The organism is Desulfovibrio sp. 86, from assembly GCF_902702915.1.
Taxonomy (GTDB): domain Bacteria; phylum Desulfobacterota; class Desulfovibrionia; order Desulfovibrionales; family Desulfovibrionaceae; genus Desulfovibrio.
Genome location: NZ_LR738849.1, coordinates 2,959,254 through 2,978,831, shown reverse-complemented (window position 1 = coordinate 2,978,831; position 19,578 = coordinate 2,959,254). Strand labels below are relative to the sequence as shown.

The 19,578-nt window shown below is 59.1% G+C and carries 18 protein-coding genes; all 18 read right to left on the bottom strand.

The window, feature by feature from the left end:
- Positions 1-2: 2 nt before the first annotated feature.
- The 18 genes from DESU86_RS12235 to DESU86_RS12150 all read right to left on the bottom strand — a co-directional run bounded on the left by DESU86_RS12235 (position 3) and on the right by DESU86_RS12150 (position 19,569).
- Entirely contained in the window at positions 3-1,964 is a 1,962-nt protein-coding gene (locus DESU86_RS12235) for a FliH/SctL family protein (protein WP_179981296.1), read from the bottom strand.
- Positions 1,965-2,051: 87 nt separating this feature from the next.
- Positions 2,052-3,047, bottom strand: coding sequence for a flagellar motor switch protein FliG (fliG, locus tag DESU86_RS12230; RefSeq protein ID WP_179981295.1), 996 nt, complete (start codon positions 3,045-3,047; stop codon positions 2,052-2,054).
- Between the two features lie 193 nt (positions 3,048-3,240).
- Positions 3,241-3,462 (bottom strand): flagellar M-ring protein FliF, encoded by a 222-nt coding sequence (locus DESU86_RS12225; RefSeq protein WP_232088361.1) that lies wholly within the window; start codon positions 3,460-3,462, stop codon positions 3,241-3,243.
- On the bottom strand, positions 3,443-5,092 hold the full coding sequence (gene fliF, locus DESU86_RS12220; protein WP_179981294.1) for a flagellar basal-body MS-ring/collar protein FliF: 1,650 nt from the start codon (positions 5,090-5,092) through the stop codon (positions 3,443-3,445). The genes DESU86_RS12225 and fliF overlap by 20 nt, the downstream gene beginning before the upstream one ends.
- Before the next feature lie 617 nt (positions 5,093-5,709).
- Positions 5,710-6,156 carry a flagellar hook-basal body complex protein FliE gene (gene fliE / locus DESU86_RS12215; protein ID WP_179981293.1) on the bottom strand — a complete coding sequence of 149 codons (447 nt, stop codon included), beginning with the start codon at positions 6,154-6,156 and terminating at the stop codon, positions 5,710-5,712.
- A gap of 58 nt (positions 6,157-6,214) precedes the next feature.
- Positions 6,215-6,652 carry a flagellar basal body rod protein FlgC gene (gene flgC, locus DESU86_RS12210; RefSeq protein ID WP_179981292.1) on the bottom strand — a complete coding sequence of 146 codons (438 nt, stop codon included), beginning with the start codon at positions 6,650-6,652 and terminating at the stop codon, positions 6,215-6,217.
- A gap of 304 nt (positions 6,653-6,956) precedes the next feature.
- Complete coding sequence (gene flgB / locus DESU86_RS12205) at positions 6,957-7,370, bottom strand: flagellar basal body rod protein FlgB (RefSeq protein WP_179981291.1); 414 nt, start codon at positions 7,368-7,370, stop codon at positions 6,957-6,959.
- A gap of 259 nt (positions 7,371-7,629) precedes the next feature.
- A complete protein-coding gene (locus DESU86_RS12200; RefSeq protein ID WP_179981290.1) occupies positions 7,630-8,160 on the bottom strand; it encodes a 3'-5' exonuclease in 531 nt (176 codons plus the stop codon).
- Position 8,161: 1 nt separating this feature from the next.
- Positions 8,162-8,590, bottom strand: a complete 429-nt coding sequence (locus tag DESU86_RS12195) for a hypothetical protein (RefSeq protein WP_179981289.1) — start codon at positions 8,588-8,590, stop codon at positions 8,162-8,164.
- Between the two features lie 16 nt (positions 8,591-8,606).
- Entirely contained in the window at positions 8,607-9,092 is a 486-nt protein-coding gene (locus tag DESU86_RS12190) for a thermonuclease family protein (RefSeq protein ID WP_179981288.1), read from the bottom strand.
- Positions 9,093-9,563: 471 nt separating this feature from the next.
- A complete protein-coding gene (feoB, locus tag DESU86_RS12185) occupies positions 9,564-11,837 on the bottom strand; it encodes a ferrous iron transport protein B (RefSeq protein ID WP_179981287.1) in 2,274 nt (757 codons plus the stop codon).
- A 427-nt stretch (positions 11,838-12,264) separates the two neighbouring features.
- Positions 12,265-12,540, bottom strand: coding sequence for a DUF2325 domain-containing protein (locus tag DESU86_RS12180; protein ID WP_179981286.1), 276 nt, complete (start codon positions 12,538-12,540; stop codon positions 12,265-12,267).
- Positions 12,541-13,079: 539 nt separating this feature from the next.
- Positions 13,080-13,847, bottom strand: coding sequence for a tryptophan synthase subunit alpha (trpA, locus tag DESU86_RS12175; RefSeq protein WP_179981285.1), 768 nt, complete (start codon positions 13,845-13,847; stop codon positions 13,080-13,082).
- 2 nt (positions 13,848-13,849) lie between these two features.
- Positions 13,850-15,040, bottom strand: a complete 1,191-nt coding sequence (gene trpB, locus DESU86_RS12170) for a tryptophan synthase subunit beta (RefSeq protein WP_179981284.1) — start codon at positions 15,038-15,040, stop codon at positions 13,850-13,852.
- Complete coding sequence (locus DESU86_RS12165) at positions 15,037-15,672, bottom strand: phosphoribosylanthranilate isomerase (protein WP_179981283.1); 636 nt, start codon at positions 15,670-15,672, stop codon at positions 15,037-15,039. The genes trpB and DESU86_RS12165 overlap by 4 nt, the downstream gene beginning before the upstream one ends.
- A complete protein-coding gene (locus tag DESU86_RS12160) occupies positions 15,662-16,552 on the bottom strand; it encodes an indole-3-glycerol-phosphate synthase (protein ID WP_179981282.1) in 891 nt (296 codons plus the stop codon). The genes DESU86_RS12165 and DESU86_RS12160 overlap by 11 nt, the downstream gene beginning before the upstream one ends.
- Positions 16,542-18,134, bottom strand: a complete 1,593-nt coding sequence (gene trpD / locus DESU86_RS12155; RefSeq protein ID WP_179981281.1) for an anthranilate phosphoribosyltransferase — start codon at positions 18,132-18,134, stop codon at positions 16,542-16,544. Before trpD ends, DESU86_RS12160 begins: the two co-directional genes overlap by 11 nt.
- Positions 18,115-19,569 (bottom strand): anthranilate synthase component I family protein, encoded by a 1,455-nt coding sequence (locus tag DESU86_RS12150; protein ID WP_179981280.1) that lies wholly within the window; start codon positions 19,567-19,569, stop codon positions 18,115-18,117. Before DESU86_RS12150 ends, trpD begins: the two co-directional genes overlap by 20 nt.
- Positions 19,570-19,578: the final 9 nt, after the last annotated feature.

Below are 19,578 nucleotides of genomic sequence, written 5' to 3'. Positions count from 1 at the left end.
GATCAGCGGCCTTTATCCGCACCGGGCAGAAAACCGCCCTGGGAAAAAACGTCATGGTCGTCATGGCCGTCCTTTCCGGCAGGCCCGGCAGTACCGACAGGCCCGGAAAGCCCGGAGTCGTCAGAGGTGGCAAAAGCCCGGGGAGAAAGATGTTCCACCAGGCCGGATTCCTCATCTGCTTCAACTTCAAGGGGGAAAAGCTCGTCTTCCAGTTCCGCCAGCGTGGGGTTTTCGGCCTGGCCGGACGGGCGAACCTTGGCGGCAGCCGTCTTTTCCTGGCCCGCATGTTCCTGGCCCACATGTTCCTGGCCTGCATGTTCCTGGCCCGCATGTTTTTGGCCCGCATATTCTCCGCCAGCCGGAGACTGCACCGGGGCAGAGCCGTGAGCGGGTGCGGGTTCGGTCGCCTGCGCGGGTGCGGCAGGGGCATAATCTTCGCCTTGCTGTCCGGCAGGCGCGGCAGTTGCTGTGCCCGACCCTTGACCAGGCGATTCGGAACCTGCCTGCTGGCTCGCGCCCGCAGCGCTTTGCGTATGCATTTCTTCCGAGGGCCGGCGCTCCGCCGGGGCAGAAGCGTCGGCCTGCGCGGCAGACCATTCCGGCTCCTCCACGCTCAGGGCTTGGGAGTCGGGTATGGGGCCCTGGTGATCTTCCGGCAGCGCAGGTTCGTCCGTGGCGGGCAAGTCCTGATGCGGGTTGTCCTGACGGGAGTTGTCCTGATGCGGGTTGTCCTGCCCCTGCGGCGCGGCAGCGGTTCCGCCAGCCGGATCGCCTGCCACGGTTTCTGCCAGAGCATTGGGCACAGCGTCTTGCCCGTCGGCGGGCATACTGCCGGGCATGCTGGCGGGCATGTCGCCGGGCATACTGGCGGGCGCATCAACAGGCACATCAGGGGGGAGTTCGACATCCAGAGGGTCAGCATGGGCCGCGCTCGCAGGCTGTTCATCGTATCCCGTTGCGTCCGGCTGCCCGGCGTGCCCATCCACATGCTCCCCATGTGCGGACGCCTGCTCCGGTTCGGGGGCTATGGCCGCAATGCGCTCTGCCTCCTGACGCACCAGCTGACTGACAGCCTCGCCCTGGCGTTGGTCATCCTGACCTGGCCCCAGAGTGAGGCAGGACAAAACGCCGTTGACCAGTTCCGTATAGAGCTCGCGGCGGCAATCAACGCTGCCGCTGACGCTTTCGGCCAGCAGACCGCCCCGTCCCACCGAGGGATCGCCGTTGACGATCCACTGTTGCAGTTCGGGCACGCGCTCGCGCGCCGCCATAAACATGTCGCTGACGGTATCCTCGTCGTCGGGATGCACGCGCAGGGTGACGGTGGCGCGGTCTTCAAGGAGATTGAGCGCTTCAAAGATCAGAGACTGCAATATTTTTTTGTGCTCTTTTTCCAGCACCCAGCCGGTGCCAGCGGTGACGGCCTCCTGCGTGAGCTGGGCCAGTTGCTCGCGCCAGGACTCGCAAATGGCGTGACGCTGCCTGTCCAGAGCATGAAGCACCACGCCAAGGGCCTGCCCTATTTCAGCGCGAAATTCCTTGAGTTCCTGCCCGGCCTGATCCATTCCGGCCTGAAAACCATCGGTTCGCCCGTTTTCATGCAAGTCTTGCGCTTCTTGCCGCAAGGCCTGCGCCTGCGCCAGTTCCGCCTGCGCCTGGTTTCTTTCTTCCTGGGCCTGCGCCTTTATGGCTGCGCTTTCGTGCGTGAGCAGCTTATTCAGTTCATGCGCTTCAACCCTGGCTTCTTCCAGCACTTTCTGGCGCTCGGCATAGGCCGCGCCAAGTATTTCGCGCGCACGCTCCTCGGCCTTGGCCCGCACCCGGTCAAAATAGTCTTCCTGCTGCTGATGTTGCATGCGTTCGCGGCGCAGGGGTTCCTGCATGGCGTCAAGCTGCTCCACGGTGGCTTCGCGCTCACCCATGAAGACAGTTCCCCATTTTTTGCGCAACTGATCTGACGCCATGACTTTTTCCAACTTGCAGTTTCTACGGAAAAACGCGGTTTGGGCAAGAGTGCCGTAATACCTCTCAAAAGCTTCAGGAGTTCAGCCCTAGACGAAGACTTCGCCCGCGCCTCTGCTCACAACCAGCTTGCTCTCGGCCTCAAGGCGGCGCACGATCTTGACTATATTCTGCTGCGCGGCTTCCACGTCCGAAAGCTTGGTGGGGCCCATGTACTCCAGTTCTTCGCGAATCATGTTGCCCGCGCGCTCGGACATGTTCTTGAAGAACTTTTCCTTGAGATCGTCAGTGGCGCCACGCAGGGCCAGAGTAAGATCCTCATTGGAAATCTCCTTGAGCATTTCCCGCACGCCCCTGTCGTCAATATTCTTGCAGTCCTCGAACACGAACATGAGGTTGCGGATATCTTCGGCCATCTGGGCGGAATCTTCTTCGATCTCGGACAGGACTTCCTCTTCGGTGGCGCGGTCCACGGCATTGAGGATTTCGGCCACGGACTGGACGCCGCCCACTTTTTTGCCTTCCTTGCCGCCCATGGCGATAAGCTGGCTTGTGAGCACCTTGTCCACTTCCATAAGCATGTCCTCAGGCACAGCCTCAAGGCGCGCCAGACGCATGAGCACCTCGGCGCGCACGCCCGCAGGCAGGCTTGTCAATAAATTGGCAGCCTGGTCGGGGTGCAGATGGCCGAGTATGAGCGCCAGGGTCTGCGGATGTTCGTTGCGCAAAATCTGTGAAAGAAGACGGGGGCTCACCTGCTCCAGCTCACGGAAGGGCGCTGGCCCGGTTTCGAGACTGAGCGAGTCCATAATGTACTTGGCGGTTTCAGGATCAAGGTTTTTGACCAGCATGCGTTTGAGAATATCGCTGCCGCCCGCGATCATGTCCACGCCTTCCACCAGGGACTCATGAAATTCGCGCAGCACTTCCTCGACATCCTCACGCGGCACGGGCTCCAAGTCCACAATGGCTTTGGAGATTTCGGCTATTTCCTGCCTGTCCATGCGCTTGAACACGTCGGCCGTGAACTTGTCGCCCATGGCGAGCAGCAGCACGGCTATGCGCTGTTTGCCGGTCAGCTCCATCCTCAACTCCTTCACCTCGGCCCTGAGGCAGAGGGATTTTAGAAAACACCGATTAAAGAGCCTGTTGGAAACGCGCCGTTATTTCATTTGGCAAGGCGCGATCCTTTTTTGAAGCAGGAGGGGACTCTTCCGTCCTCGACTGTTTCAAAAAAAGTGAAGCAAGGCCGCCAAACGGAATACAGCAGCGTTTCCTTTACTCCTTGTCAGAAAGCCAGCGCTTGATAAGCCGCACGGCCTGATCCATATGCTGCTCCGTAATGCGGAACAGCCGCAGCTTCAAATCTTCAACCCGCTGATTTGTCTCTCGTTGCGCCCGGCGCAAGGTCTTGAGCTGGGCGAGAGAAGACGACGCGAGGCTGCTTTCATCCCCTGTCAGCGGGCTTGGTCGTGACGGGCTAGGCTTTAACTGTTTCATCTCTCTTCATCCAGCCGCGCACCAGGCTTACCACCTGTTCCATATGGTTGTCCGACAGGCTGAAGATGTGCGCTTTCAGTGCTTCAATGTCCTTGAACATCATATCGTCCTCGTCATCCGCATCGCCCATCGACGATTCGTCTTCAGTTCTGGCGGCCTCTTCCAGCGCCTCATAGAGAGCAAGCTGCTCTTCGGCGGCAGGCAGACCTTCCAGACCTTCGACCATTTCGCCCGCTTCGACCTTGGGGCGGATAAGCGCCAGCACCACAGGCCGCACGATGAGCATCAGGAACAGGAACGCCAGCAGCGCGTTGAGCAGGGGCTTGCCCAGGCGCTCGGCGTAGTCGGCCAGCATGTCGGCGAAGTTGGGGTCCTTGGGCGGCTCCGAGTCGGTAAAGGGCGCGGAACTGACCTCCAAGGCATCGCCCCGGGCCGTGTCCAGACCCACAGCGTTGTGCACCAACTGGCGTACCCGCTCAAGCTCTTCGCTCTTGCGCGGCATAAAGGTCCAGGTGCCATCGGTCTTTACATACGTGCCATCAATGAGGACTGCAACCGTCAAACGACGCAATTCACCCACATTTGAAACAATCTGCTGTTCTTCCTTGTTGATTTCATAGTTGGTGGTGCGTGATTCACGTGTGCCGCTCTGGTCTGAAACCGAACCGGTGATGCCGTCGCCACGAAAATTTACATCCGGCGCGCCCGCTTCAAGGTTGGCGCGGCCCTGCTGGCTTTCTTCCTGACGGTATTCGCTGCGAACCGCTGTTTTTTCAGGATCAAAAAGTTCGCGGCGTATGGTCTTCTGGCTGAAATCCATATCGGCATTGACCTTGGCGATGACGCGGCCAGAGCCGAAAAGGGGCTGCAGCATTTCTTCAATGCGGCGTTCAAGGTTGCGCTGCACGGTCTGGCGGTATTCCATCTGGGTGGTGGTGATGCCCGCCAGGCTGTCTTCTTCCGGCTGGTAAAGAACCTTGCCGCTGGTGTCGGTGATGGAAACATGGGCTCTGTCCAGCCCTTCAACGGACATGAGCATCATGTTGAGAATGGCGTTGATTTCTTTCTGGTCGATCTTGAGGTTGGCCCGGCTAAGCTTGAGAACCACCGAGGCCGAAGGAGACTGGCGCTCTTCGATAAAAAGGCTGCGGCGCGGGATGACCAGGTGCACGCGGGCGCTTTCAACACCAGGAAACTGGCTGATGGTGCGGGCCAGTTCCCCCTGGAGCGCACGTGAGTAGTTGATCTTCTGCACAAAGTCGGTCTGCCCGACCTTGACCTTGTCAAAAATTTCAAAACCTATGCCCTGCCCCACCAGGCCGCCTTCGCCAGCTATCTTGATGCGCTGGTCGTAAACCACTTCCTGCGGCACCATGATGGTGGCGCCGTTGTCGGTGATGCGGTAGGCCACCTTGTCGCCCTGCAGGGTCTTGATGACCACGCTGGCGTCTTCCGGGCCAAGGTTGGAATAAAGAACCTTGTATTCTGGGCGGGTCAGCCAGATGGACATACCAATGACCGCAGCCAGCAGCCCGACAGCCCCGCCAACGGAAGCAATGCGTTGCAGTGGGCTCATCTTGGCCCATATAGCCGCAAGGGCGTTGACGAATTGTTGAATGAATGCAGGCATGTTCCGCTCCTGTGCGCTTGAGCGCTGGTTTTCCGACACCAGGGCCGGGCTTTACTAGCCATAGCAAGAGCTATGCCACTATATAAGCATGCGCTTTTGACAGGTAACATCTGGCTGCCTGGCCTGCCGCCTGGCGCTCAAATTTGTGAAGCCATAAAAAAACCTTTCCCCAGCGGCAGGGCCACATGAGGAAAGGTCGTTCAGGAGCGCGAGTTGTGCAGGTGAGAGAATTCTGCTGGTCAGAGAGTTGCGCAGGCCAGATATGAACTGTCAGGCAGTCAGACCGTAAAAGGGAATCCCCCGGCGTACTTTATCTAGAGAAGCACTGAGTAAAGAGCCTCCTGGAAACGCGCGGGTATTTCGTTTGGCAAGGCGCGATCTTTTTTTGAAGCAGGAGTGGACTCTTCCGACCTCGACTGGTTCAAAAAAAGTGAAGCAACACCGCCAAGCGGAATGAATCAGCGTTTCCCCAGACAGTGTCGTCACGAGATGAATTTTCAGTCATATCAAGGAGAACGAGCCTTTTATGCAGGGAGTGTACTCTGTTGGTACTCGACCGGAATAAAAGGCGAAGTTCGACGCAGAGATGCCTGAAAAGGCGCTCGTGGCTACACTGTCTAGAACTGCATCTTTGAAATTTCTTTATACGCTTCCAGAACCTTGCCGCGCACAGCGGTGGTCAGCTTCATGGCAAGACTGGACTTCTGCATGGTGATCATGAGTTCCTGCACGTTTTGCGTACGGCCGGAAGCGAAGTCGTCGATGGCTTTATCCTTCACGTTCTGCAACTGACTGACCTTGTTGAGCGAGTCTTTGAGCGTTCCCGTAAAGCTGTTTTCGGGCATCACCGGCGTTGAAGCCTTGCCGGGGAACTGCATCTTGTCCACCTGTGCGCCAAAGTTTTCACCGGTATCCACCTGGCTGCGGGCAAGGCTCTGATCCAGAGTGCGGGAAAAAAGCGTCTGCCCGCCGACCGCCGACCCTTGCTGCAAGCTGCTTGAAACCTTGCTGAAATGCTGTATGGCTTCGCTATAGGCGCGCATGCCCGTTGCCTGAATGCTCATGATGTTCTCCTGACGCTACTCGCTGGTTCCGTATGCCCGTAAAAACGGATGCCCGGTGTTATTTCCCGATTTCAAGAGCCTTGACGTACATGCCCTTGACGGCGTCCACTGTGGTGACGTTGGCTTCATAATTGCGCTGGGCCGTCATGAGGTTGGCCATTTCCTCCACCACGTTGATGTCGGGGTACATCACGTACCCCTCGGCATTGGCGTCGGGGTTGCCCGGCTCATACACGCGCTTGAAGGGGCGGTTGTCCATCGTCACGGCCATGACGCGCACCCCCTTGACCGAGCGGTCGAGGGCCGACTGCATGTGGACGGAAAAGGGATCGTCCACATCAGCCGTCTGCTGCACAACGGTACGCCTGCGGTAAGGACCGCCCAGGGGCGTGCGCGTGGTCTTGGCATTGGCCAGGTTCATTGAAATGGTATTGATGCGCGTACGGTCGGCCGCAAGGCCCGATGCGCTTATGTCAAATGCTGTCATGAAATCCATGACGTCCTCCTGATGCTCAAAAATCCCTGAAGACCGCCCAACCCTGCCCTGCGTTTGCTGCACGACGAACCGAGGAAGCTCTGCCCGTCAACCGGACGGCGCTTCTTAGAGCATTTTCGCATTGAGAATATCTATTCTCAATGCTTACTAGACGCTCGCTCCGGCGTTTAACCGCGCAGATAAACTGCGCTTACGCCTCCGCTGCGGGCGTCTGCTCCCGCATCCGCTAGAGCAATTTCAAGCGGCAGCCGTTAGGCGACGAAGAAGCCTTACGGATGGCGACAGCATCGCTAGAGAAATCGCTCTAGGCCTGCTTGCCGTCCTGTATGACGTTATTCACGCCTTCAAACGTTTTTGTCAGAACTTGGGCCAGGGCCGTAAACTGTAACTGGTTCTTGGCGTGCTTGGCCATTTCCTTATCAAGGTTCACGCGGTCTTCACCGTGAATAAGTCTGGGCTTGAAAGCCTCCGACCACTCGGGCCTGAAGGATGCAGGATCAAAGGTCGAGGGAATGTGCTCCTCGCTGGTACGGCTCATCTGCCCTTCCATATTCTGCCCGAGAGCGGTCTGAAGCTCTTTTTCAAAGCTCAGTTCACGCGGCTTGTAGTTGGGGGTGTCAATGTTGGACAAGTTGCCGGCAATGACATTCTGCCTTTGAAGCTGCATGTTCATGACCGTGCCGACCAGGCCGACCTGACTGCTGAACAAACTTTTCATGATGCCTCCCGCAGTCCTTATGGATTGCTGACAAGGCGCAAGCAAAACCTGTTCCATTTTTATTTATATTAATAAAAACAGAGTATTATTTGAAAAATTACAAAAAAATAAAAACCTCTGGCCCGGACATCGCCATTTTGTTGACGAGGACGGGCCAGAGGTTTTCAGGTCCCGGCATACCCTGGCGGGCACTTCGGGGCAGCGGAACTTGGGTCAATGCGTTGCGAGGTTCTGCGGCGGCATTGTCTACAGGCGCATCTTACAGGCGCATCTGGCCGTCGGTGACGCCCATAGCCCGCAAACGCAGATAGACCTCTGCGCAGGCCGCAGCGTCAGATTCGGCGTTGTGGTGGTCAAGGGCAATGCCGAAATGCTCGCAGACATGGTTGAGCTTCTTGGAAGGCAGGGGCAGGCTGCGCCGCGCGCCCTTGAGCGTACACAAAAAATGGTATCTGGGAGTTTCGGCCCCGGCCTCGCGGCAGCAGGCCTGCAACACGCGCCTGTCAAAAGAGGCGTTGTGCGCCAGCAACGCGTCGGCCCCGTCCATGAAGGCTTTCATTTGAGGCCAGACTTCGGCGAAGGTGGGCGCGTCTTTGAGCATGGGCCAGGTGAGCCCGTGGATTTCCGTAAACATGACCCGGGAAGACGGCGGGCGTATGAGGCTGTAAAGCCGGTCCACAACGCTCCCGTCCTCAATACGGGCAAGGCCCACAGCACAGGCGCTGTGGGCCGCGTACCCGGAGGTTTCAAAATCTATGGCCACGCAGGGCGCGGCATGTACAGCGAGCATGTTACTCCACGTTTTTATCGGCGTTGCGTGCTGCTTCGGCCAGACGGGCCATAATGTAGTCACGCATGTGGGCGTCGTCTTTTTCAAGGTTGAAGCAGCGGGCATCCTCGTCCATCAGGCCATCGGGCACAAAGTCGCCCTTGTCTTCAGCGTCCGTGACCATGTTGTTGTAAAAGCAGACAGACAGCCAGCGATTATCCGGCTCATCGTCCACCACGTCAAGCAGCACAAAGAGTTCACGTTTGGTCTGGGCGGCGTGCCGGGCGCGCAACGAGTAGCTCACGCCGGGTCTGGCCTTGAAGGTAAAACTCATGCCGCTGTGCGCGGCCAGAAAGTCCATATAGGCTGTAAAAGCCGCCTTGGCATTCTGGGGGTCGATTTTCCAGCCATCAAGAAATTCCCGCAATTCCTGCGAACCCGTGACATTCATATCTGCTCCGGTTGTTTTATCTGCCCCACTGCCAGGGCGGAGTGCCTATTTTCAGGCCCCACACGCCCCGCTTCTCTACAACAGCCTGGTGTTCCTGTATCATCCAGCGGCGGCAAAAGATAGCCCTGCAATTTTGTCTGTCAATCCAGGCCAGCCCTTCCATCACCAGCTGATAGTTAACAGATGCGCCCCCAACCTGAATAAGCGCGCTTATGGTGCCCGACTCGCTCTCGCCCACGGGTTCCACCGTTACCCTTGTGCCTCGCGGCATGATCTCGGCAAGGCGTTGACGAGCTTCCGCCCCGAAGGGCTGGTTCAGGGTCGGGGCCTCTATGCCATAAAACCGCAGCACCACCTCGGCGTCATCGCTTTTGCCGGTCTTGCTGACGGAAATGGTGTTGCCATCCTCCACACGGACAACCCTGGCGTCCCAGGCAAGGGCCGGAAGGCTTGCCAAGGCAAGGCAGATGGTCAGACAGAGACAAAAAATCCGGATCAGCATACAACCCCCGGTGCGCGTCTTGAATACGTGCACGTTATGCCCATCGCCGCATGGACAGACAAGCCGCCAAAGCCGCAAACGCAGCCTGGTCGTTTGGGCATTTTACCTTTGAAAAAGGTCACATGCTCTACTACTGCACGAAAGTGCAGCACACCGTAACATGGCTTTGATTCTAACGAAAATAGAATTTTTTAAAGATAAAACCGCTTCAGCCCTTGAGGATGTCTACCCCAAGGGTACTCTGCCCAAAATTCCAAAACCGAAAGCCTGTTATACAGGTACCGATAACCCAAAAACAATGCCCGTGCCGCAAGCCTTTTGTCAAGGCGCGGCACGGGCATATATGGAAAGACTGACACTCTGTTACGAGGGCATTTGCCTTCGGGCGGAGCGGGTTACGCCCCGGGGCCCATGCCGTGCAAAAGGCTCAAACGGCCCTGGCGCGGCAGGCAGGCAACATATTATCCCCTATTATCCCCCCCAGACGGAACGGCCCACCTGGTAGGCCACCAGGGCGACCACATAGGCTACAGCCGTATTGAAGACCATGCTGAAAATCAGCCAACCCCAGCTGCCCGCTTCCTGCTTGATGACCACGAGCGCCACAAAGCAGGGAGAATACATAAGCACGAACAGCATGAGGGAAAGCGCCGTGGCCTTTGACCAGTTGCTGTCGCTCTTCAGGCGTTCGGCCAGGGGAGCGGCGTCTTCGGGATCCTGCGCGCCAATGGCGTAGGCCGTGCCAAGGGTGGACACAATGGCTTCCTTGGCGGCAACGCCTGCCAGCAGGGCAATGTCGGTACGCCAGTCAAAGCCCACGGGCATGGTGGCAGGCTCGATAGCCTTGCCCAGGCGTCCGGCAATGGAGTAAGCCAGCTCTTCTTCACCTTGTTCGTCGCGCACGCCGGTCAGCTCTTCCTCAAGGGCGGTACGCTCTTCAGCGCCTTCGGGGAAGGCGGCGATCTGGGCTTCAAGCTGCTCGATCTTCTGCTCAAAGGGCGCGGCCATATCTTCGGGCATTTTGGGGAAGGTCATGCCCGCCCAGATGATGATGGAAATGGCCACCAGTATGGTACCGGCCTTTTTGAGGTACATCCAGGCGCGTTCCCAGCAGTGCAGCAACAGGCTGAACAGTGTGGGCATGCGGTACGGCGGCAGTTCCATAACAAAGGGCGTCGCTTCGCCCTTGACGATGGAAGAACGCAGCAGGCGCGCCACCAGCAGGGCCATGACCCAGCCCACAAGCATGATGAGGAACATGACTGTGGGCGCATCATCAGCGAAGAAGGCGCCAGCCAGCATCAGAAAGACCGGCAGTTTGGCGCCGCAGGCCATGTAGGGCAGGGTCAGCAGGGTCGCCAGTTTTTCCTTGGGACTGCGCAGTGTACGGGTGGCCATGGCTCCGGGGATGGCGCAACCACCAGCAATGCCGCCGGAAATGATGTAGGGCATGACCGAAGCGCCGTGCAGGCCGAAGAAGCGGAAAATGCGGTCCATCATGTAGGCCACGCGGGCCATGTAGCCGCTGTCTTCCATAAAGGAAATGAGGACAAACATGATGAGGATCAGCGGCACAAAGCTGATTACGCCGCCCACACCGGCAATAACGCCGTCCACGACCAAGGATTTGGCAAGACCGTCAGCCATCACGTCGCCCAAAAATCCACCAAGCCAGGCAAAGCCGTCTTCAACCCAGCCCTTGGGGTAGTCGCCCACCTTAAAGGTGACGTAGAACATGAGGTACAGCACGCCAATCATGAGCAGCGGGCCAAACAGCGCGTTGGTGAGCACCTTGTCCAGCTTGTCGGAAAGGGCCAGGCGATCCTTGCCGGGATCCTGCTGAAAAACGCCGTCCCGCAGGATGCTGCGGATATAGCCATAGCGGTGGTCTGTGATGAGGGACTCAAGACTGGCGTTGAGGGTAACGCGCGTATGGTCGGCGATTTTTTTGCGCATGCCTTCAAGTTCGGCAGCGGTTTTGGGGTCGGCCTTGCGTACCTCGTTCAAAATGACGTCATCGCCTTCCAGCAGCTTGAGGGCTACCCAGCTTGGCAGGTAGCGGTCCGTGAGCAGGTTGGTGGCCACAATGCGCTTTTCCATCTCAAGCAGAGCTTCGTCAAGCTCAGCGCCGTAAGAAATGCGCATGGGCTCGCGCTTGCCCTTGCCGCTCAATTCAACGGCGGCTTCCATGGCTTCCTTGAGGCCTTCACCGGTGCGGGCCACCATGGGCAGCACGGGGATGCCAAGAAGCGCGCTCAGGCGATCCATGGCGATATGCACGCCCGAATTGCGCGCTTCGTCCATCATGTTGCAGGACAGCACCACAGGAGTGCCCATTTCAAGCATCTGCACGGTGAGAAGCAGGTTACGCTCAAGGGCCGAGGCATCGACCACGTTGATGACCGCCTGCACGTTGTCACTGGCAAGTTCCTGCCGGGCCACGAGCTCTTCCTGCGAATAGGCAGTCAGGGAGTAGGTGCCGGGCAAGTCCACCACGATGACGCGCGTGCCATTGACATTAATGTGCCCTTCTTTTTTATCAACGGTAACGCCGGGATAGTTGCCCACATGCTGGCGAGCGCCGGTATAGCCGTTGAACACAGTGGTCTTGCCGCAGTTGGGGTTGCCAGCCAGGGCAATGCGCAAGGCATGGCCATGGTGCCCATGCTGCTCGTGACCGTGGTGCCCATGCGTATGCTGACCGTGCTCTCCCACGCCATTATCCAAATCTTTCGTCTCACTCATGCAAGTGCCCTCCCGCTCCGCTAAAGACGCAAAAAAAACCATGCAGATCACTAAGCATGATCATGCCGGAAAAATTGCTCATACTAGCCGTCCTGGAGCTTCTGATTGTGACAGTCCCTGGGCGGGCACCATTTCTGTCCTGCGCACGCCCGCCACCGCCATTGAATGACGTCTGGGTTCCCCCGGAAAAAAATGAAAATGAATTCCAAAGTCCTAGCGGGTTTAAATGGTTGCCGCGAAAAAGTCAAGCGGCCAGAAATTTTTTTTGCTCGTTCGTCACCTATCTGGCCAAAACATAAGAATATTTTTACCATTCATAAAACATTCGCCCGACTGCGAAGCTTGCTTCTACAGTCGGGCGATTCACTGGAGCCATGAGGACTCTCCTCTCGTGGGTGATACAGTCAGACTCTGAAATCACCTCTGCCTAGGCGTCACGCAGACATTCGCGCAGGGAGGAGACACCGCAAGAGTGCACCATTTGCAGGGGTATGTTGCGTGAACGCGCAACCTGCACGGCCTTGCGCTTGGCTTCGTGAGAAACCTTGTTGGTAAAAACGATCAGGGCGTCAGGGTTGCCGATCTTGTCAACGAAGTTCCGCTCATTGCGGCTGATGCACTTGAGGGAATGCCCATTTTCCTTGGCTGCGGCTATGTAGTCCTTTTGCAACCTGTCCATGCCGCCTATAAGTGTTACGCACATGTCCTGCTCCTTGCTATGTCGGGCCCGCCAAAGCGGTAAGCGCCGTTAGGGGGTGAATCGCGTTGACCTATTTGTAATTGAAATTCAATTTCAATGTCAAGCTCATTTCTCCTTTTTCTCCAACATTTTAAAAACAAATTTTATTTAACTAATAACATACCTATATTATATACTATTTTAACCATAAAAACCCCCTTCAACGTGAAGAGGGCTTTTATGGTAAAGAAAACGCGGATCGGCATGTGGCCTTTCCAAAAATACAAGCGCCAAAAAACCGCTTTAGAGCATTCTATACGTGACATACGAATGGGCAGGTTTTTGCCTGCCCATTCGCATGTCGTGGCGCAGCTAACTTATTCCAGTCGTCAACTGCTCCAGATCAGAAACCTCGTCGTAATACACTCAACTACAATAAAAGTTTTAGGGGGTGGGGCATGGGGGAGGAGAGCCTTGTACAAAAGGGTCCCTCCCCCATAAAGCCTTTTTCCCACCTTCACAAAGCCTTTCACAGCGTAATCGCTCTACCCATAAGCCGCGTGTTACTTCCAGCGGGCCATGAACTCTTCGGCGCTCTTGCCTTCGTCAAGGTGTTTGAGCAAGGCGCTGCCAAAAACCACGGCATCGGGCCGGGCGTCGTCTGGCAAATCTTCCAGCTGCGCCGGTTCACGCAGGCCGAAGCCCAGGGCAAGAGGCAGTTTGAAGACAGAGCGCGCCCGGCGCATGGTTTCCGCAACCTTTGGGGCCACATTGCCGCGCTCGCCGGTAATGCCCATAACCGAGACCACATAGACATAGCCCTCGCCTTCGGCCGCATACAGGGCCATGCGTTCGGCGCTGGTGTTGGGGCCAACCAGGGGGATAAGCGCTATGCCCTCTTTTTTCAGGGCGTTGCGCAGCGGCTCTGCCTCCTCGTGGGGCAGATCCGGCACGATGAATCCGTGAACGCCTCCCCTGGCCGCGTCATGCGCCAGCTTTTCATAGCCGTACTGCAAGAAGGGATTAAGATAGCCCATCAGCACCACGCCAGCTTGAATGAGGCCCTTGCGCTGTATGAGATCCATCAGGATGCCGCGCAGGTTTACGCCGTCGCTCAGGGCGCGGCGTGAGGCTTCTTCAACCACGGGGCCGTCAGCCACCGGGTCGGAAAAAGGCACGCCAATTTCAATGATGTCCGCGCCGTTTTCGTCCAGTTCCATCAGCGTGGGCCAAAAGTCCGTCTGATTGGGGAAACCGGCGGTAAGAAAAGGGATCAGAGCCGGACGCCCTGCGGCAGTGGCCTTACGAATTTTTTCTTCAAGCAGGTTCATGACTACACCTCGCCCTGCCCCTGGGCAAAACCCAGGGCCTTGTTGATGATGCCAAGGTCTTTGTCTCCCCGGCCTGAAAGATTGACCACCACCTGCTGCCCCGGTTTGAATTCCTGCGGATGGTCAAACACCCATGCCAGCGCATGGGAAGACTCCAGAGCGGGCAGGATGCCCTCGGCGCGGCACAGGCGCTGGAACGCGGTCAGGGCGTTGCCGTCCTTGACCATGCCGTACTGTGCACGGCCGGTCTTGTGCAGCCAGGAATGCTCGGGGCCCACGCCGGGATAGTCCAGACCGGCGGAAATGGAATGCGAAGGTTCCACCTGACCGTCATTGTTTTGCAAAAGCATGCTGTACGCGCCATGCAGCACGCCAGGCGCGCCCAGGTTGAGGGGGGCGGAGTTGAAGCAGCCCGGCTCGCCGGTGCCTGCCGCCTCCACGCCGATAATGCGCACGCTCGCATCCTCAAGGAAGGGATGGAACATGCCTATGGCGTTGGAGCCGCCGCCGACGCAGGCCACAACGGCGTCTGGCAGCTTGCCGGTTTTTTCAAGCATCTGGGCGCGGGTTTCGCGGCCAATGACGCTTTGCAGTTCACGCACCAGCAAGGGGAAGGGATGCGGCCCGGCTGCCGTGCCGAAACAGTAATGGGTGGTTTCCTGGCTGCTGATCCATGCGCGCAGGGCTTCGTTAATGGCGTCCTTGAGGGTGCGGGTTCCGCTCTCAACAGGGTTGACGGTAGCGCCCAGAAGCTTCATGCGCATGACGTTGGGGGACTGACGCTCCACGTCTTCAGCGCCCATGTAGACCGTGCATTCCAGTCCCAGACGGGCGGCGGCGGCGGCCGTGGCCACGCCGTGCTGCCCCGCGCCGGTTTCGGCCACAAGGGCCGTCTTGCCCATATGTTTGGCAAGCAGCGCCTGACCCAGCGTATTGTTCACCTTGTGCGCACCCGTGTGCAGCAGATCTTCCCGCTTGAGCCAGAGGTCAAAGCCCAGTTCACGCGACAGCGTGGGGCAATGGGTCAGAGGGGTTTCACGTCCGGCATAATTGTGCAGCAGATCCTGCAACTCGGCCTGAAAGGCCTCGGTGGGATAGATGCTGTGCATGGCCGCTTCCACTTCCATAAGCGGCGGCATGAGCAGCTCAGGCACAAAGCAGCCGCCGAACTCGCCAAAATATCTGTTTTTCATGACAAATACCCATTGCCTTTCTGTTTGGAGGCAACCCCAAGAGCGGCTGCCAGCTTTTGCGCATTTTTCAGGCCAGGCGCATCTTCAACGCCAGAATTCAAATCAATGCCGTCAGGTGAGCAGAGACGTAGGGCCTGTCCCACAGTATCCGCACTTAAGCCCCCTGCCAACAGCCAGGGATGCGGGGCAGGCAGATGGCTCAGATCCTGCCAGTCCAGGCGGGTTCCGCTGCCACCCCCAGTGAGACCGGCGTCAAGCAGATAGCAGGCGCAGGCCCCGGCATGTTTTTGCAGCTCATTGTAGAGCAGCGCCCTGTGGCAGTAACGGCCGGGCCAGATGACCCGTATGACCCTTTGCACTCCCACGGTTCTGGCGCAGTCCACATCCTGCCTGCCGTGCAACTGGGCCATGTCCAGCCGCGCCTCAGCCATTATGCGGCAGATCTCGTCCGCGTTCTGGTTCACAAAAACGCCCACGCGCAGCATTGTTCCGCTTTCAAGGGATGCCACATGGGCGGGGGTCACGTTCCGTGGGCTTGGGGCGTGAAAGATGAAGCCGCACATGCCCGCTCCCAGTGAGGACGCCATATCCAGATCCTGCTGGCGGGTGAGACCGCAGACCTTAATGAGCATGACCGCCGCCCTCCCCCGGCTTTTCCCGGCTTTCGCCAAGGGCGCGCGCGCCGTTCACCGCTTCTTCCAGCAGATTCGACAACGCGCGACCCGGCTGCGCTCCCTCCATAAGGGAACTGCCCACAAGAGCGGCGTGGAAGCCAGCCTGCGCGGCTGCCAGCAGATGTTCGCCCCTGCCGATGCCGCTGGCGGCTATCCAGGTTTCGCCTTTCTGCGGGGGGCAGGCGTGGGCCAGATTAAGAGCTGCACCCCTGTCTGTCTTCAGTGTTTCCAGATCGCGGGCGTTGACCTGTATGATGCGCGCCCCGCTCTCACGCGCGATCCGCAGGTCATCACGGTCAAAAACCTCGACCACTGCCTGCATGCCGTGGCTTTCAGCCTGTTCACGCAGGGCTCGCAACGTGTTTACGTCCGGCGTAAGCCGCACAATAAGCAGAAGGGCCGATGCCGGGGTAGCCGCCGTGGCTGCCACCTGCAAGGGATCAAAGATGAAATCCTTGCGCAGCAGGGGCGGCCGCGCACCCGCGTACAGACCAGCCTCCGCCGCCCGCTCCAGATACTCCAGACAACCGCGAAAATGCGCGGCTTCCGTCAGGATGGAGAGGCAGGCGGCCCCTGCCGCAGCATACTGGCGCGCCACCTCTTCCACCTCAAGGCTTTCGCAGATAATGCCGCGCGAGGGCGAGGCTCTTTTGTATTCCGCCACAACCGTTAGGGGACGGCCCTCAATGACAACAGGGGAGCCGGACGCGCCGCGCAGAGCCGCCAGAAAATCCGGCCGCGGCCCCTCAAGAGGCGCGGGCATGCCGCCATGGTCCGCCAGCAGGCGCAGGGCGTCCACCTCCGCCTGTTTGGCCGTGCGAAAGCGCTCAAGCAGCATGCAGCACCTTCCTGCCGAAACCGCCGCTCACGGCTTCGCGGGCACGGGCCATGCACAGGGCCATGTCCATATTTTCTTCCAGAAGGTAGATGGCCAGGCCCACATTGAGCGTGACCATGTCCATCATGGCGCGTGGCCCATTGCCGTCCAGAATGTCCTTGAGCACAGCAACGGCCTCGTCCTTGCCGTTGACCGAAAGGTCTTCCACCGAGCAGGGTTCGATGCCGAAGTCCGCAGGGTCAAGGGTCATCTGCGTCATGGCGCCCGCGTGCAGCACGGCCATCTGGGCAGGGCCAATGGGCGTTATTTCATCATAGTTGCCAGCGCCGCAGACCACGGCGGCCCGGTAAAGCGGCGACTGAAGGAGGGTTTCGGCCACAAGGTTCACCAGTTCCGGGCGGGCCACCCCCATGAGCAGGTGGCTGGGGCGGGCCGGGTTGATCATGGGGCCGAGGATGTTGAAAAGCGTACGCACGCCGAGTTCCTTGCGCACAGGGCCGATGTTGGCGAAGGACGGATGAAAATACGGCGCGAATAAAAAGGCGAAGTTGCGCCGTTTGACCATTTCGGCCACAGAGGCCGGATTGTTGTCCAGAGCGATGCCCAAAGCCTCCAGAGCGTCGGCGCTGCCGCATTTGGAAGAAACGGCGCGCCCGCCGTGCTTCACAACCCTGTACCCCATCCCTGCCAGGACGAGGGACGTGGCCGTGGAGCAGTTGAAAGAGTTGCGCCCGTCGCCGCCGGTGCCCACCACGTCAATGGTCGTGCCGGAGATGCCGTCCACGCGCACGGCCCTGGCCAGGGCGGCGCGGGTGGCGTGGGCCAGCTCAAGGGCGCTTTCGCCCTTCATGCGAAGCCCGATGAGAAAGCTGCCCGCCTGGGCCGGACTCATTTTTCCGTCCATAAGCGCGGCAAAACCGGCTGCCGCCATCTCCGCACTGAGGTCTTCTCCACGGGCCAGCGTGTCCAGAATGGTCGCAAAGTCGCTGGCGTCGCTCCCCGCGCCCATGACGGACTGGGGGAAGTTGCCCAGCAGCCGCAGGCCGTCGGGCGTGAGCACCGATTCGGGATGGAACTGAACCCCCACCCAGGGGCGGTCATTGTAGCGCAGGGCCATGACTTCGCCTTCCGGGCCGCGAGCCGTCACCGTGAAGCGGGGATTTTCAGCGTCCTCATCGGCCCGCACCACCAGCGAATGGTAACGCCCCACCCGCATGGGGTTGGGCAGGCCCGAGAACAGGCCCATACCGTCGTGCACGATTTCCGACTGTTTGCCGTGCATGATGCAGGGGCCGACCTCTACCCGCGCCCCGGCGTGCAGGCCGAGCAGCTGATGCCCCAGGCACACGCCCAGCACGGGAATCTTGGGGCTCAGGCGTTTGAGGAATTCGGGGCAAAAACCCGCATTGGCAGGATGCCCCGGCCCCGGAGAGATGCAGACCATGGCAAGTTCCGGGTTGGCGGCCATTTCCAGCACAGCCGGGTCGTCATTGTGCAGCACCACAGGCTTGTGCCCAAGGGCGTAGAACGCCTGCACAAGATTGTAGGTGAAGGAATCGTAGTTATCTATGAGCAAGAACATTTTCTTCGTCCTCCGCACGCAGGGCCAGGCGCATAATGGCTGATTTATTGCACACTTCTTTCCATTCCATATCCGGGTCCGAGTCGTGGACGATGCCCCCGCCCGCCTGCCAGAAAAGCCTGTTGTCGCGCAGCCACATACTGCGGATGGTGATGCCCATGTCCAGATTCACGCTGTCCTTGTCGAGTCCCAGCCAGCCGATGCAGCCCGCGTAGGGGCCACGGCTGCGTCCTTCAAGCTCGCGGATGATCTGCATGGCGCGGATCTTGGGCGCGCCGGAAACCGTGCCCGCCGGAAAGGTGGCCGCCAGCACGTCCAGGGCGTCCAGCCCCGCATCCAGACGAGCCGAAACCCGGCTCGTGAGGTGCATGACGTGGGAGTACCGCTCCACTTCCATGTAGCGCTCCAGATTCACCGTGCCGGGCCGGGCCACGCGGCCAAGGTCGTTGCGGCCCAGATCCACCAGCATGACATGCTCCGCGCGCTCCTTGGGGTCGTCGCGAAGCTCGGCCGCCAGGCGGGCGTCTTCCAAATCGTCGGCTCCGCGCTTGCGTGTGCCGGCTATGGGCGAAAGCTGCAGGCAACCCGCAGTGCAGCGCACCATAACCTCGGGCGAAGAGCCGAAAAGCGTCAGTTCGGGAAAAGACATGTAGAACATGTAGGGCGAAGCGTTGAAACGGCGCATGCGCCTGTAAAGCTCAAAGGGATTGCCCATGAAGGGCGTGGAGAACCGCACCGAGGGCACCACCTGGATGGCTTCCCCCTGGCGCAGCATCTCCTTGATCCTGCGCACGAAGTCCTTATAGCCCTCTTCGCCGGGTTCGGCGCACACCTTGTCCGGGTCGATGTCCGGCCCGGAACCCCTGGCGGCGCGCGGCTCCAGAGACTGTCGGGCGCTTTGCAGGGCGCGGTGCTCGCCAAGGCTCACCTGGCAGAGACGGTTGTACAGATGGTCAAAGACCAGCACCGTTGCAGGCAGCATGAGTATGCAGTCGGCCTCGTTTTCGGGCATGATGCTGGCCAGGGTGGGATTGAACAGCCCCGCCATGCCGAAGCCAAGGTAGCCGTACAGGGCGCGGGTTATGGGCGGCAGACCGGCTATGTTTTCCGGCGGCGCAATTTCAAGGCTGCCCATAAGTTCCCGCAGCCCCTCCACAAAGGGGCGTCCTTCAAAGGCGGCGAGGGAGGCCAGCCTCTGATCCTTCACGTCCACAACCAGCTTGCCCTCGCGGCAGAAGATAAAGAGGGCCGGGTCGCAGGCAAGGATACTGTAGCGGCCCCAACGGCCGTCAACTTCGGCGCTTTCCAGCAAAATGCCATTGCCCGCGCCCACCATGCCCATAAACAGGCTGATGGGCGTATCCATATCCGCTGGCAACCAGCGGGCAGACTGGCGCAGCGTAATCGAGTGCAACTTGTCACCGTTCTCTTTCATCTGCCGCAT

What these genes read in the sequence shown, in the direction of transcription:
- DESU86_RS12235 (WP_179981296.1), bottom strand. Translation starts at nt 1,964, where the DNA reads ATGGCGTCAGATCAGTTGCGCAAAAAATGGGGAACTGTCTTCATGGGT.
- fliG (WP_179981295.1), bottom strand. Translation starts at nt 3,047, where the DNA reads ATGGAGCTGACCGGCAAACAGCGCATAGCCGTGCTGCTGCTCGCCATG.
- DESU86_RS12225 (WP_232088361.1), bottom strand. Translation starts at nt 3,462, where the DNA reads ATGAAACAGTTAAAGCCTAGCCCGTCACGACCAAGCCCGCTGACAGGG.
- fliF (WP_179981294.1), bottom strand. Translation starts at nt 5,092, where the DNA reads ATGCCTGCATTCATTCAACAATTCGTCAACGCCCTTGCGGCTATATGG.
- fliE (WP_179981293.1), bottom strand. Translation starts at nt 6,156, where the DNA reads ATGAGCATTCAGGCAACGGGCATGCGCGCCTATAGCGAAGCCATACAG.
- flgC (WP_179981292.1), bottom strand. Translation starts at nt 6,652, where the DNA reads ATGGATTTCATGACAGCATTTGACATAAGCGCATCGGGCCTTGCGGCC.
- flgB (WP_179981291.1), bottom strand. Translation starts at nt 7,370, where the DNA reads ATGAAAAGTTTGTTCAGCAGTCAGGTCGGCCTGGTCGGCACGGTCATG.
- DESU86_RS12200 (WP_179981290.1), bottom strand. Translation starts at nt 8,160, where the DNA reads ATGCTCGCTGTACATGCCGCGCCCTGCGTGGCCATAGATTTTGAAACC.
- DESU86_RS12195 (WP_179981289.1), bottom strand. Translation starts at nt 8,590, where the DNA reads ATGAATGTCACGGGTTCGCAGGAATTGCGGGAATTTCTTGATGGCTGG.
- DESU86_RS12190 (WP_179981288.1), bottom strand. Translation starts at nt 9,092, where the DNA reads ATGCTGATCCGGATTTTTTGTCTCTGTCTGACCATCTGCCTTGCCTTG.
- feoB (WP_179981287.1), bottom strand. Translation starts at nt 11,837, where the DNA reads ATGAGTGAGACGAAAGATTTGGATAATGGCGTGGGAGAGCACGGTCAG.
- DESU86_RS12180 (WP_179981286.1), bottom strand. Translation starts at nt 12,540, where the DNA reads ATGTGCGTAACACTTATAGGCGGCATGGACAGGTTGCAAAAGGACTAC.
- trpA (WP_179981285.1), bottom strand. Translation starts at nt 13,847, where the DNA reads ATGAACCTGCTTGAAGAAAAAATTCGTAAGGCCACTGCCGCAGGGCGT.
- trpB (WP_179981284.1), bottom strand. Translation starts at nt 15,040, where the DNA reads ATGAAAAACAGATATTTTGGCGAGTTCGGCGGCTGCTTTGTGCCTGAG.
- DESU86_RS12165 (WP_179981283.1), bottom strand. Translation starts at nt 15,672, where the DNA reads ATGCTCATTAAGGTCTGCGGTCTCACCCGCCAGCAGGATCTGGATATG.
- DESU86_RS12160 (WP_179981282.1), bottom strand. Translation starts at nt 16,552, where the DNA reads ATGCTGCTTGAGCGCTTTCGCACGGCCAAACAGGCGGAGGTGGACGCC.
- trpD (WP_179981281.1), bottom strand. Translation starts at nt 18,134, where the DNA reads ATGTTCTTGCTCATAGATAACTACGATTCCTTCACCTACAATCTTGTG.
- DESU86_RS12150 (WP_179981280.1), bottom strand. Translation starts at nt 19,569, where the DNA reads ATGAAAGAGAACGGTGACAAGTTGCACTCGATTACGCTGCGCCAGTCT.